Consider the following 13,763-nt stretch of genomic DNA (forward strand, 5'->3'; position numbering starts at 1 on the left):
CGTGGAGTTTATCCTTGGGCCGACCAAAGGTCGGACCCGAGGGCTCCGCCCGAGAATGACGGCTCACGTCACACCCCCGCATACATCCGGCCGGGCTCGAAAATCCCTGCCGGATCAAAGCTCGTCTTGATGCCCGCCGTCACCCGCATCAGCGGCTCGGTCAGCGGCTCGAACACCGGCACGCTCGCGCGGATCGCGGCAGGCGCGCGCACCAGCGTGGCATGGCCGCCCAGCGGCCTGATCGCGGCGCGGATGGCGCCGGCCGCAGCATCCGCGCCGGCAGGCACCGCGAGCCAGACCAGCCCGCCGCCCCAGTCATAGAACCAGCGCGCGCCCGGCACCCGCGCCGCAATGGCCGCGGTCGCCTTGGGGCCGTCGGTCGGCGCGACGGAGAGGCGCCAGACGGCCTCGTCGGTGCCGGCGAAGACGCGGGCGTCGCGGACATCGCGCCAGAGTTCGACCGAGGCCTCGCCCTCGATCATGTCGGGCGCTCCATGCGCCGCCAGCAGCGCGATCAGCTCGCGGCTGCGGTAGTCGATCGAATCGGAGAAGTTCTCCAGCCGCAGCAGGGTGCGCGGCTGTTCGGTGCCGAGGCCGGCCGGCAGATGCGCGGCCGCGAAGGGCTCATAGGGCGAGCCCAGCGCGGTGCAGAGCAAGGCGACCGCCCCCTCGTCCGAAAGGCCGCGCCAGACCAGGGTCAGGATGCGCTCCGGCTTCGGCAGCACGCGGAAGGTGACCTCGGTGAGGAAGCCGAGCGTGCCGTAGCTGCCGGCGACGAGCTTCACCAGGTCGAGTCCGGTGACGTTCTTCATCACCCGCCCGCCGGACTTGATCGCCTCGCCGCGGCCATTCACCAGCCGGATGCCGATGAGGGAATCGCGCGCCGCGCCGGCATTGATCCGGCGCGGGCCGGAGATGTTGCCGGCCGCAACCGCGCCGATGGTCGGCTCGCCCTCCGTGCCCAGCAGCGCGCGGTGGTCCATCGGCTCGAAGGGCAGCATCTGGCCGCGGTCGGCGAGCGTGCGCTCGACCTCGGCGAGCGGCGTGCCGGCGCGCGCGGCGATGACCATCTCGGCGGGCTCATAGAGCGTGATGCCGGTGAGGCCGGCGCTGGAGAGCGTGCTCTGCGTCTGCGTCGGGCGGCCGAGCCCGGCGCGCGTGCCGCCGCCGCCGATCGACAGGGGAACGCCGCTGCCGATCACCGATTTCACGATGGCGCAGGCCTGCGCCTCGGTGGTGGGGATGTGGAGGGTCATTCGCTCTCCCCTGTCTTTCCGGGGCTTCGCGCAGCGAAGAACCCGGAACCCACGACCGGGCGAGCCGCTTCGCGTTCCGCGCGAAAGCAGACGATCGGACACATTTCACCCGGTCGTGGGTTCCGGGTTCGGCCCTTCGGACCGCCCCGGAATGACAGGGTGGCACGATGCCCCTCAAGCGAGCCCTTCATAGAGGTCTTTCCATTCGGGGTTCATGTCCTCGATCAACGTGATCTTCCAAGCCCTGCGCCACTTCTTCAACACCTTCTCGCGGTCGATGGCATCCCGGATGTCGGCGAACTCTTCGTACCAGACCAGACGATCGACATCGTAACGGCTCGTGAAACCGGCGTTCTGCTTCGCCTTGTGCTCATGGATACGCCTGGCGAGATCGTTGGTGACACCGAGATAGAGCGTGCCGCTGCGCTTGCTGGCCATGAGATAAAGGAAGTAGGCCATCTCTCACCCGGTCGTGGGTTCCGGGTTCTCGCTTCGCAAGCCCCGGAAAGACAATTAGGCCGCCACCCGTCCTTCCAACGGAAACACCTTCGCCGGGTTGAGCAGCCAGCGCTGGTCGAACACCGCCCTCACCCGCATCTGCTGGTTCAGATCCTCGGGGTTGAACTGGAAGGTCATCAGGTCGCGTTTCTCGATGCCGACGCCGTGCTCGCCGGTCAGGCAGCCGCCGACCTCGACGCAGAGCTTGAGGATGTCCATGCCGGCATCCTCCGCCTTCTGCGCCTCGACCGGGTCGTTGCAGTTGTAGAGGATCAGCGGGTGGAGATTGCCGTCGCCGGCATGGAAGACATTGGCGACGCGCAGCCCATAGCCCTTCACGATCTCGGCCATGCGGCGCAGCACGTAAGGCAGCTGGCCGGTGGGGATGGTGCCGTCCATGCAGATGTAATCGGCGATGCGGCCGGTGGCGCCGAAGGCGGATTTGCGGCCCTTCCAGATCGCGGCCGCCTCCATCGCCGATTTGCTCTCCTTCACCGTCTTGACGCCGTGCTCGCGGGCAATGGCGACGATGCGGGCGAGTTGGGCGTCCATCTCGGTGTCGGAGCCCTCGACCTCGATGATCAGCAGCGCCTCGACATCCATCGGATAGCCGGCATGGGCGAAAGCCTCGCAGATCTCGATGGCGGGCTTGTCCATGAACTCCATCGCGACGGGAATGATGCCCGCGCCGATGATGGCCGCCACCGCCGCGCCGGCCTGCTCGCTGGTCGGGAAGCCGAACAGCACGGGCCTGGCGCCTTCGGCCGCGCGAAGGATGCGCACCGTCGCCTCGGTGATGATGCCGAGCTGGCCTTCGGAGCCGTTGATCAGGCCGAGGATGTCGTAGCCGGCGGCATCGAGATGGGCGCCACCAACCTCCACGATGCTGCCGTCGAGCAGCACCATGGTCACGCCGAGCACATTGTTGGTGGTGACGCCGTATTTCAGGCAGTGCGCCCCGCCGGAGTTCATGCCGATATTGCCGCCGATCGAGCAGGCGAGTTGGGAGGACGGGTCCGGCGCGTAGAAGAAGCCCTCGGCCGAGACCTCGCCGGTGACGGCGAGATTGGTGACGCCGGCCTGCACCTTCGCGGTGCGGTTGGCATAGTCGATCGAAAGGATGCGGTTCATCTTGGAGACGCCGATGACGACGGCATCCTCCTGCGGGATGGCGCCGCCGGCGAGCGAGGTGCCCGCCCCGCGCGGCACCACCGGCACGCCCTGCTCGCCGCAGAACTTCAGGACAGCGGCGACCTCCTGCGTCGTCGAGGGCAGCACCACCGCCAGCGGCAGGCGGCGATAGGCGGTGAGCGCGTCCGTCTCATAGGGGCGGCGCTCGTCCTCGGCGGTGATCAGGGCTTCCGCGGGAACAAGCCGTGCCAGGCCGGCAATGATCGCGTCGCGGCGGGCGAGGATTCCTGGATCGGGCAGCGGAAAGGCGATGGCGGACATGGTGCGGTTTTCCCCGGTCTTATTCAGATCGAAATGAAGCGCGGGAACCCCTCCCCCTTGTGGGGAGGGGTAGGGGTGGGGGTGGACCGACCGGGTGAGCGATCACCAGGCGGCACCACCCCCATCCCCATACCCTTCCCCACAAGGGGGAAGGGAGGAGCGCGACGAACCAACCTTCAGCGCAACCCTAGACCAATTCCAGCAACCTTGCAGTGCGACCAACGTTCATGATTGTTTCCAAATCGGAAAAGATAGGACGCACGATGGACCGGTTCGGCGATCTCGACGTCTTCGCCCATGTGGTGACGGCCAAAGGCATGTCGGCCGCCGGGCGACAGCTCAACCTGTCGCCGGCCGTCATCTCCAAGCGCATCCGCCGGCTCGAGGAGCGGCTGGGCGTGCGGCTGCTGCAGCGCACGACCCGGCAGCTCTCGCTGACCGAGGCCGGCCAGGGCTTCTATGAGCGCGTGGTCTCGATCCTGTCCTCGATCGAGGATGCCGAGGCCTGGGTCGCCAGCGGGGCCGGACAGGCGCGCGGCACGCTGCGGGTCTCGGCGCCGACCTCCTTCGGGCGGCTCCACATCGCGCCGCATCTCAAGCCCTTCCTCGACGCGCACCCGCTGGTGAGCGTCGAGCTCGTGCTCGGCGACGGCTTCATCGACATCGTCGGCGAGAGCTTCGATCTCGCCATCCGCATCGCCGATCTCAGAGATTCGAGCCTGGTCGCGAAGCGGCTGGCGCCGAACCACCGCGTGCTCTGCGCGACGCCGGGCTATCTCGCGGCAGCCGGTGTTCCGGCGACGATCGAGGACCTCTCGCGCCACACGCTGATCGCCCACAACACCGACCACTGGACGCTGGACGGCCCCACCGGGCCGGTGACGGTGCGCGTCGCCGGCCCGTTGCGGACCAATTCCAGCGAGGTCGTGCGCGAGGCGCTGCTGGCGGGGCTCGGCATCGCGCTGCGCTCGACCTGGGATGTCGGGCCGGAGCTGAAATCGGGCGCGCTGCAGCGGGTGCTGCCGGCCTATTCCGTCGGCAGCCGTGTCGCCATCCACGCGGTCTATCCGAGCCGCCGGCACATGGAGCAGAAGGTGCGCGCCTTCGTCGACTACCTCGCCGAACTCTATGGCCAGACGCCCTATTGGGACGCCGGGCTGACGCTGTAAACGTAAGACGGGCTCATCGGCAGCACGCAGGCGGAGACAGATTCCATGTTCGGCATTCTCGAAGGCACGGGCTCGACCGTGCTCGATCCCCGCTTCCACCGCATCATTCCCGGCTCGGCCCGCGTCGAGCGGCTCTGGACCGGCTCGCGCTGGGCGGAGGGGCCGGCCTGGTTCCGGGCGCACAACACGCTGGTCTTCTCCGACATCCCCAACGACCGGATGCTGCGCTTCGACGCCATGAGCGGGCAGACGAGCGTGTTCCGCCAGCCGGCGCGCAACAGCAACGGCAACACCGTCGACAGCCATGGGCGGCTCGTGACCTGCGAGCATGGCGGGCGGCAGGTGACGCGTACCGAGCCTGACGGCTCGGTCACCGTGCTCGCCAGCCACTGGCAGGGGAAGCGGCTCAACTCGCCCAACGATATCGTGGTCAAATCGGACGGGTCGATCTGGTTCACCGATCCCGATTACGGCATCCTCAGCGATTATGAGGGCAACCGGGCCGAGAGCGAGATCGGGGCCTGCCATGTCTACCGGATCGACGGGCAGAGCGGCGCGCTCACCATCGTCGCCGATGATTTCGTCAAGCCCAACGGGCTCGCCTTCTCGCCCGACGAGCGCATCCTCTACATCGCCGACACCGGCGCCAGCCACGATCCCGCAAACGGACCGCGGCATATCAGGGCCTGCGCCGTCACCGCCGACCGCAAAGCCCTCGCGGACAGCCGCATCTTCGCCACCTGCACGGCCGGCCTGTTCGACGGCTTCCGGCTCGATGTCGAGGGCCGGATCTGGACCAGCGCCGCCGACGGCGTCCATGTCTACCACCCCGACGGGACGCTGATCGGCAAGATCGCGATCCCCGAGGTCGTCGCCAATGTCTGCTGGGGCGGGCCCAGGCTCAACCGCCTATTCATCTGCGGCACCAGTTCGCTCTATGCGGTGATGACCAACACCAATGGAGCCGTGTGGCCGGGCCAGCGCTGAGAGGCCCAAAGCGCTTTCGATGACGTGTTCGCGAGGGCGGCGGCCATGGCACACCCCTTGCTGAAGTGCATGCATCTTTCCCCTTGGAGATGCATGCATGTTGAAACGATTGGCATTGTCGGCTGCGCTCGCTTTTTCCTTCGCCAGCGGTGCGCAAGCCGAATCCGTGGTGCGCTACGGCATTTCGCTGGCGGATATCCCACTGACCTCGGGCCAGCCCGATCGCGGCGCCGGCGCCTACAAATTCACCGGCTACACGATCTACGACCCGCTGGTGGCCTGGGAGATGGATGTCGCCGACCGGCCGGGCAAGCTGATGCCGGGGCTGGCCACCGAATGGAAGGTCGATCCGACCGACCAGAAGAAGTGGCTGTTCACGCTGCGCGAGGGCGTGAAGTTCCATGACGGCTCGACGCTCGATGCCGCCGCCGTGGTCTGGAACCTCGACAAGGTGCTGGACGAGAAGGCCCCGCATTTCGACCGCCGTCAGGCCGCGCAGGTGAAGCCGCGCCTGCCTTCAGTGGCGAGCTACCGCGTCGTCGACGCCAAGACGGTCGAGATCACCACCAAGGCGGTCGATTCCTTCTTCCCCTACCAGATGCTCTGGTTCCTGGTGTCCTCGCCTGCGCAGTACGAGAAGGTCGGCAAGGACTGGGACAAGTTCGCGATGACGCCCTCGGGCACGGGGCCGTTCAAGCTCGACAAGTTCGTGCCGCGCGAGCGCGCCGAACTGGTCAAGAACGCCGACTACTGGGACAAAAGGCGCCTCCCCAAGGTCGACCGGCTGATCCTTCTGCCGATGCCCGAGGTGCTGGCGCGCACCAACGCGCTGATCACCGGCCAGGTCGACATGATCGAGACGCCGGCGCCCGACACCGTGCCGCAGCTGAAGTCGGCGAAGATGCGGATCGTCGAGAACGTCACGCCGCATGTCTGGAACTACCATCTTTCGGTGGCGCCCGGCTCGCCCTGGGCCGATGTGCGGCTGCGCAAGGCCCTCAACCTCGCCATCGACCGCGAGGGCATCGTCGCGCTCTTGAACGGGCTGGCGCGCCCTGCCATCGGGCAGGTCGACCCGACGAGCCCCTGGTTCGGCAAGCCGACCTTCCAGATCAAGTACGATCTGGAAGCCGCCAAGAAGCTGCTCGCCGAGGCCGGCTATTCCAAGCAGAAGCCGCTCAAGACCACCTTCGTCATCGCGCAGGGTGGCTCGGGCCAGATGCAGTCACTGCCGATGAACGAGTTCATCCAGCAGAACCTCAAGGATGTCGGCATCGAGATCGAGTTCAAGGTCGTCGAGCTCGAGGTGCTCTACACGCGCTGGCGCAAGGGCGCGAAGGACGAGATGAATGCCGACGTCTCCTCCAACAACATCGCCTATGTGACGTCTGACCCGCTCTACGCCATCATCCGCTTCTTCCACTCCAGCCAGGTCGCGCCCGTCGGCGTGAACTGGGGGACCTGGTCGAGCCCGGCGGTGGACGCCCTGCTCGACGAGGCCGCCAAGAGCTTCGACGTCGCCAAGCAGGACGAGCTGCTCGCCAAGGCCCACAGCCTGATCGTCGACGACGCGGTGCTCGGCTGGGTCGTGCACGACACCAACCCGCACGCGCTTTCGCCGAAGGTGAAGAAGTTCGTGCTGGCCCAGCACTGGTTCCAGGACCTGACGACGATCGGCGTCGACTGACAGGCGACCCGCCTGCCGCCGCGGCCTCAGGGCTGCGGCGGTTCGGCCTTCACGCGGCTCAGCACGAAGGGCATCGCGAAGCCGATGACCAGGAATCGCATCAGGTGGTGGGAGCCGACATAGAGCATGTCGAGCCCCATCGCGAAGGCCAGCATCGCCATGGCCTCGAGCCCGCCCGGCGCGAATGCGGTCATCGCATCGGCATAGGACACGCCCGCCAGCAGCGCGGCGGGCCAGGCGAAGGCGAAGGCGACGCCGAGCGACACCACGAGGCCGCCGGCCGCCAGCGGAAACAGGCCGAGCAGTTCGCCGCGCGGGATGGTTCCGATCCGCCCGCCCATGGTCGAGCCCAGCATGACCAGCACCGCGATCTGGACCGCCGGGGGCAGGCTGCCCTCGACGAGGCCGGTGCCGTGCAGCACCGCGCTGGTGAAGGTGGCCCCGAACATCATCGGCGCCGCGACGCCCATCCGCTCGAAGACCAGCCCGACGGCGAAGCTGCTCAGCAGCAGCACCAGCATGGTCCCCGGCGTCAGCACCTTCACCGCAGCAGGCGCGATGTCGGGATGGAGGCCGGTCAGCTGCATCAGGCTCGGCAGCAGCGCCACCAGCACGAGCAGGCGAAACAGCTGAACGACCGAGATGCGCCCGATATTGGCGCCCTTGGCCTGGGCGACCGCCAGCACGGTCGCGAGCGCGCCAGGTGCCGCCGCCAGCAGCGCGTCGATCCAGGGCCAGCGCGCGACATAGCGCAGATAGGCCCCCGTCGCGGTCATGATCCCCGCCATCGCAATCAGCAGGACAAGGAGCGATGCCGGATAGCGCGCCGCCGCCGCCAACGCCTCCGGCGTCGCCGAGGCGCCGATGATCGTGCCCGACAACAGCACGGTCGCATCGAACCAGGATCGGCGCAGAACCGGCAAGGGCCGGACCAGCGCCACGGCGGCGCTGAGGATCATCGCGCCCGAAAGCCAGGCGGCCGGCGCCCCCAGCAGCGAGAACAGCGCGCCGCCGATCGCGGCGATGGCGATGACGAGGGCCTCGCGCGACCAGACCGTAAGCACCGTCGACGAATGACCCGAGCCTGACATGACGCCCCGCCGCTTCGCTGCAACGCAGCATGAGCGTTCATGACGGCAGCCGGGAGCCCGGTCAATTTGGTGGGGCGCGCCATCGACGCAGAGGCGACATGCACGCCTTGCGTGAAACGGCGGCTCGGCGGGGTCTGGCCGGCGAAAACCTCAGCCCCCGGCCAGCGCCCGCTGAACCCGCCTGACGACCTCCTCCAGATCCGACGCCTTGCGGGCAAAGCAAAGCCGCAGGCCCGTCTCGCCGCCCGGCCCGAAGGCGGTTCCCGGGGCGAGCCCGACATTGGCCTTGTCGACGAGCTCGATGGCCAGCGCGCGGGAATCCTCGCGCCCGTCGACGGAGAAGAACTGGTAGAAGGCGCCGTCGGGCGGCGCCAGCGTGACGCGGTTGGTCGCCTTCAGCCCCTCGGCGATGATCTTTCGCCCCTGCGCGGCCCGCGCGATCTGGTCGGCGACGAAGGGCTCGCCCTCGTCGAGCGCGGCGATCGCCGCACGCTGCACGAAGACCGGCACGCCGGAAGTCGAGTACTGGATCAGGTTCTCGATGATCTGGCCGAGCGCCGGCGGCGCCTCGATCCAGCCGACGCGCCAGCCGGTCATGGCCCAGTTCTTCGAGAAGGTCTGGACGAAGAGGACGCGATCTTCCGCCTCCATCACGTCATGGAAAGAGGCGGCGCGAGCGGCGCCATCATAAACGAAGCGGCCGTAGATCTCGTCGGCGATGATCCACAGGCCATGCCGGCGCGCCAGCGCCAGGATCGCCGCCAGCTCGTCCCTGGTGGCTGTCCAGCCGGTCGGGTTGGCGGGCGAATTGATCACGATGGCGCGGGTCCGCGGCGTGATCGCGGCGGCGAGCCGTTCGAGATCGAGCGAGAAGCGGCCCTGGACGTAATCCATCGGGACGCTGACCGGCACGGCGCCGGCCACGCCGAGCGCGGCGGCGAAATTCGGCCAGGCCGGCGTCGGGATCACAACTTCGTCGCCCGGACCGGTGACCATGCGCACGACGATCTGCACCGCCTGCATCCCCGAGCCGGTGATGAAGAACCGGTCCATCGCGAAGGGCTGGCCGTAGAGCGCCGTGTGGTAGCGCGCCAGGGCCTCGCGCAGATCGGGAATGCCGCGCTGCCAGGTGTAGAAGGTCTCGCCGGCGGCGAGCGACGCGTTGGCGGCGCGCGCGATGAAATCGGGCGTCGGCAGATCGCCCTCGCCGACCCAGAGCGGGATCAGCCCCTCCTTCATCCGGCCGTGATTGACGACCTCGACGATGCCGCTCTCGGGCGCGTTGCGCGCCTCGGAGCGCAGGCCTGCGATCAGGCTGGAGCCTGCGGGAAGGACGGTGGACATCGGCGGGAACCTCGCGATCACGATCGGGCAGCTTTATCCCATCATGGCGTCGCGCGGCATGAAATCGCGAGATCGGGTCGATCGGTCACGGTGATGATTCAGCGTGACCGATCGGCCTCGCATCAGACCGGCTTGTGCTTCAGCAGATCGCGAATCTCGGTGAGAAGAACGACATCGGCCGCAGGCGGGGTCGGCGCTTCGGGCTTCGCCTCCTCGGCGCGGCGCAGCCGGTTGATGCCCTTGACCACCAGAAACAGCACGAAGGCGATGATCAGGAAGTTCAGCGCGACCGTCATGAAGGAGCCATAGGCCAGGACCGCGCCCTGCTTCTTGGCCTCGTCCAGGACCGGGGCCGTAACGCTGCTGTTCAGGCCGACATAATAGTTCGAGAAATCGAGGCCGCCGAGCGCGCCGAAGAACGGCATGATGATGTCGGAGACCAGCGAATCGACGATCTTGCTGAAGGCCGCGCCGATGATGACGCCGATCGCCAGATCGACGACATTGCCCTTCAGGGCGAACTTCTTGAACTCATCGAGCATGCTTTGGCCCCTTCTTGGATGGCTGGCGCGGCGGGGCCGACCGGCCGGCCACCCCCGCATGACGCAAGGGAGGCTAAAGCACGAAAGCGGCCGTGGAAACCAGTTCCCACGCGCCGCCGTCCTCCTTTAAGGTTCGGCGCCAGCTCCGCCTGGCGATGGAGGCAAGATGATCCCCGCATGGTCCGTGGTCCTGGTGGCGCTGGCGTATCTGTGCGCGCTGTTTGCGATCGCGCATGCCGCCGACACCTCGGGACGGCGGCTGATCAGCGGCAGGGCGCGCGCGACGATCTATGCGCTGGCGCTCGGTGTCTACTGCACGTCCTGGACCTTCTATGGCTCGGTCGGGTTCGCCAGCCGCGCCGGCCTGGACTTCCTGGGCATCTATGTCGGGCCGATCCTGGTGATCGGCTTCGGCCACCGCTTCGTCGAGCGCATCGTCAGAACCGCGAAATCCCAGAACATCACCTCGATCGCGGATTTCGTCGGCGCTCGCTACGGCAAGAGCGAGCGCGTGGCGGCGCTGGTCTGCCTCGTCGCCGTGATCGGCGCCCTGCCCTATATCGCCCTGCAGCTGAAGGCCGTGGCGAGTTCGCTGTCCGTGCTGCTCACGGCGGCCGGCGGCCGGCCGGCCTCGCCCGATGTGCCGGTGCTGACCGACCTCGCCTTCCTGGTCGCGCTGGTGCTAGCCGGCTTCGCCTGCGCCTTCGGTACCCGCCATATCGACGCCACCGAGCACCAGGATGGCCTGGTGCTGGCCATCGCGGTGGAATCGCTGGTGAAGCTGGTGGCGTTCCTCGTGCTCGGCGTCTTCGTCGTCTACGGGCTCTATGACGGCGCCGGCGACCTGTTCGCACAGGCGGCCCATCTGCCCAGCGGGATGCCGCCGATCTGGGAACGGACATCGAGCTGGCCGACCTTCCTGACGCTGACGCTGCTGTCGGCCTGCGCCGCGCTGCTGCTGGCGCGCCAGTTCCACATGACGATCGTCGAGAACCGCGATGCAGCCGATGTGCGCCGCGCCGCCTGGATGTTTCCGCTCTACCTCATCCTGATCAACCTGTTCGTGCTGCCGCTCGCCATGGCCGGCGAATTGCTGATCCCCGGCTCCGATGTCGACCGCGACATGACGGTTCTTCTGCTACCGCTTCAGCAGCAGGCGGGGTTGCTGGCCCTGCTCGTCTTCGTCGGCGGGCTCTCGGCGGCGACCGCCATGGTGATCGTCGCATCGGTCGCGCTGGCGATCATGATCTCGAACCATCTCGTGATGCCGCTTCTCCTGCGCGGCCGCCGCGGCCTCAGCGACCCCGCCGGATCGAAGGCCCAGATCGAGGCGCGTGGCGCCGAGAACGGCACGATGGGCGGCGATCTCGGTTCGCAGGTGGTGATCATCCGGCGGATCGCGATCCTCTGCGTGATCCTGCTCGGCTATGCCTATTACCGCGCGGCGGGCGACCAGGCGCTGGTCGCCATCGGCCTTCTCTCTTTCGCCGCGACGGCGCAGATCGCACCGGCCTTCTTCGGCGGCCTGGTCTGGCGGCGCGGCACGGCACTGGGCGCGGCGGCCGGGCTGATCGTCGGCGTCGCGACCTGGGCCTATACGCTGCTGATGCCGAGCCTCGTGCGGCCCGGGAGCTTCTGGAGCGACATCGTCGCATCCGGGCCGTTCGGCCAGGCGTCCCTGCGACCGGAGGCCCTGTTCGGGCTCGACCTGCCGGCCCTGCCCCATGGCGTGTTCTGGAGTCTCGGGCTCAACCTCCTGGCCTATATCGGCTTTTCGCTGCTGCGTCCGGCCACCGCGATGGAGCGCCTGCAGGCCAACGCCTTCGTCGAATCCGACCGCGCCACGATGGCGCAATCCTTCTCGCTCTGGCGCTCCAGCGTCACCGAATCCGAGCTGCAATCGACGATCGGGCGCTATCTCGGCCAGGAGCGCACGCAGCGCGCCTTCGAGGGCTTCGCCAGCAGCCGGGGCGAGGCGCCGACGCCCGCGCGCGACGCCGACATCCACCTGCTGCGCTTTGGCGAGCATCTGCTCTCCTCGGCGATCGGCGCCGCCTCCTCTCGGCTGGTGCTGTCGCTCCTGCTGCGGCGGCGCAACCTCACGACCGAGGCCGCCTTCAAGCTGCTCGACGACGCGTCGGCGGCGCTGCAATACAACCGCGACATCCTCCAGCACGGGCTCGACCATGCCGGCCAGGGCATCACCGTGCTCGACCGCGATTTGCGGCTGCTGGCCTGGAACCAGGCCTTCATCCAGCTCTACGACCTGCCGCCCGCGATGGTGCGCTTCGGCACGGGCCTCGACGAGATCGTCCGCTACAATGCGGCGCGCGGCGCCTATGGCGACGGCCAGCAGGACGAGTTGATGGCGGCGCGGCTGCAGAGTTTCGTCAGCGACCGCGAGCCGGTGAGGCTCAAGCTCTACCCCTCGAAGAAGGTCATCGAGATCCGCACCAACCCGCTGCCCGATGGCGGCTTCGTGACCACCTACACCGACATCACGGAAGCGGTGGAGGCGCAGGAGGAACTCGAGCGCACCAATGAAAGCCTGGAGCGGCGCGTCGTCGAGCGCACCGAGGAAATCCTGCGCGTCAACGCCGAACTCCAGCGCGCCAAGGCCGAAGCCGAGGATGCCAACGCCTCGAAGACGCGCTTCCTCGCCGCCGCCAGCCACGACATCCTGCAGCCCCTCAACGCCGCACGGCTCTACGCGACCTCGCTGGTCGAGCGCGATCGCGCCGCCGGGAGCCCCGACCTCGCCGAGAATGTCGACGCCTCGCTCGACGCGGTCGAGGAGATCCTGACCGCGCTGCTCGAGATCTCCCGGCTCGACGGCGGGGCGCTGAAACCCGAGATCACCGCGTTCCGGCTCGACGAGCTGATGCGCCAGCTCCAGCGCGAATTCGAGCCGAGCGCCCAGGAGAAGGGCCTCAAGCTCGTCTTCATGCCGACGAGCCTCGCCTTGCGCTCGGACCGGCGGCTGCTGCGGCGGCTGCTGCAGAACCTGGTCTCCAACGCGATCAAGTACACCCCGAGCGGCAAGGTGCTGATCGGCTTTCGCCGCCGCGGCGCGCAGGTCTCGGTCGAGGTGCTCGATACGGGTCTGGGCATCCCGCAGGGCAAGCAGAAGACGGTGTTTCGCGAGTTCCAGCGGCTCGACCAGGGCGCCCGCGTCGCGCGGGGACTCGGGCTCGGCCTGTCGATCGTCCAGCGCATCGCGCGCACGCTCGACCACAAGCTGACGCTGGATTCGGTGCCCGGCCGGGGCAGCCGCTTCGCGGTCCTGGTGCCCCGCGCCGCGTCCCTGCCCGAGATGAGCGTCAGCGCCGCGCCCCGCACCATTCCCGCCGGCCAGCTCGCCGGGCTCAAGCTGCTCGTCCTCGACAACGAGCCCGCGATCCTCGACGGCATGAAGCGGCTGCTGGAGGGCTGGGGCTGCAGCGTCGCGACAGCGGCCGGGCTCGATGCGGCACTGGCGGAGCAGAAGCGACGAACGCCCGATGTCGTCATCGCCGACTACCATCTCGACCATGGCAACGGCCTCACCGCCATCAGCACGCTGCGCGAACGGTCGCGGGGGCGTCTGCCGGCGATCCTGCTCACCGCCGACCGCTCGCCGCATGTGCGCGAGGCAGCGGCTGCGCTTGACGTCCACCTGCTGAACAAACCGGTGAAACCCGGCGCGCTGCGGGCGCTCCTGGCGCAGTGGCGGGCGACGCGGGTCGCGGCCGAGTAGC

Annotated in this window: 10 protein-coding genes; 4 read left to right on the forward strand and 6 right to left on the reverse strand. The window is 68.2% G+C overall.

What is annotated here, in order from left to right:
* Positions 1–68 precede the first annotated feature (68 nt).
* From Q8S38_RS11345 to Q8S38_RS11355, 3 genes are all read right to left on the reverse strand, one after another.
* The gene (locus Q8S38_RS11345; protein WP_305680539.1) at positions 69–1,256 is read right to left on the reverse strand and encodes an FAD-binding protein; all 1,188 of its coding nucleotides are present in this window, start codon (positions 1,254–1,256) and stop codon (positions 69–71) included.
* Between the two features lie 174 nt (positions 1,257–1,430).
* On the reverse strand, positions 1,431–1,715 hold the full coding sequence (locus Q8S38_RS11350; RefSeq protein ID WP_305680540.1) for a GIY-YIG nuclease family protein: 285 nt from the start codon (positions 1,713–1,715) through the stop codon (positions 1,431–1,433).
* A 54-nt stretch (positions 1,716–1,769) separates the two neighbouring features.
* Positions 1,770–3,206, reverse strand: a complete 1,437-nt coding sequence (locus tag Q8S38_RS11355; RefSeq protein ID WP_305680541.1) for an FAD-binding oxidoreductase — start codon at positions 3,204–3,206, stop codon at positions 1,770–1,772.
* 263 nt (positions 3,207–3,469) lie between these two features.
* Here Q8S38_RS11355 and Q8S38_RS11360 point away from each other — a divergent pair, with 263 nt between their 5' ends.
* The 3 genes from Q8S38_RS11360 (at position 3,470) to Q8S38_RS11370 (ending at position 7,049) form a co-directional block, all read left to right on the forward strand.
* On the forward strand, positions 3,470–4,375 hold the full coding sequence (locus Q8S38_RS11360) for a LysR family transcriptional regulator (protein ID WP_305680542.1): 906 nt from the start codon (positions 3,470–3,472) through the stop codon (positions 4,373–4,375).
* 45 nt (positions 4,376–4,420) lie between these two features.
* On the forward strand, positions 4,421–5,362 hold the full coding sequence (locus Q8S38_RS11365; protein ID WP_305680543.1) for an SMP-30/gluconolactonase/LRE family protein: 942 nt from the start codon (positions 4,421–4,423) through the stop codon (positions 5,360–5,362).
* 97 nt (positions 5,363–5,459) lie between these two features.
* Positions 5,460–7,049: an ABC transporter substrate-binding protein gene (locus Q8S38_RS11370; RefSeq protein ID WP_305680544.1), complete on the forward strand. Its 1,590-nt coding sequence runs from the start codon at positions 5,460–5,462 to the stop codon at positions 7,047–7,049.
* Between the two features lie 26 nt (positions 7,050–7,075).
* Here the strand turns inward: Q8S38_RS11370 and Q8S38_RS11375 are convergent, their stop codons facing one another.
* From Q8S38_RS11375 to mscL, 3 genes are all read right to left on the reverse strand, one after another.
* Positions 7,076–8,140 carry an AbrB family transcriptional regulator gene (locus tag Q8S38_RS11375; protein WP_305680545.1) on the reverse strand — a complete coding sequence of 355 codons (1,065 nt, stop codon included), beginning with the start codon at positions 8,138–8,140 and terminating at the stop codon, positions 7,076–7,078.
* Between the two features lie 150 nt (positions 8,141–8,290).
* Complete coding sequence (locus tag Q8S38_RS11380; RefSeq protein WP_305680546.1) at positions 8,291–9,484, reverse strand: pyridoxal phosphate-dependent aminotransferase; 1,194 nt, start codon at positions 9,482–9,484, stop codon at positions 8,291–8,293.
* A 122-nt stretch (positions 9,485–9,606) separates the two neighbouring features.
* Positions 9,607–10,026, reverse strand: a complete 420-nt coding sequence (mscL, locus tag Q8S38_RS11385; protein ID WP_305680547.1) for a large conductance mechanosensitive channel protein MscL — start codon at positions 10,024–10,026, stop codon at positions 9,607–9,609.
* 166 nt (positions 10,027–10,192) lie between these two features.
* Here mscL and Q8S38_RS11390 point away from each other — a divergent pair, with 166 nt between their 5' ends.
* Positions 10,193–13,762: a PAS domain-containing hybrid sensor histidine kinase/response regulator gene (locus Q8S38_RS11390; protein WP_305680548.1), complete on the forward strand. Its 3,570-nt coding sequence runs from the start codon at positions 10,193–10,195 to the stop codon at positions 13,760–13,762.
* The last annotated feature ends 1 nt before the right edge of the window (position 13,763 follow it).

Origin of the sequence: Allobosea sp., from assembly GCF_030695125.1 — a bacterium.
In the GTDB taxonomy this organism is placed as follows: Bacteria; Pseudomonadota; Alphaproteobacteria; order Rhizobiales; family Beijerinckiaceae; genus Allobosea.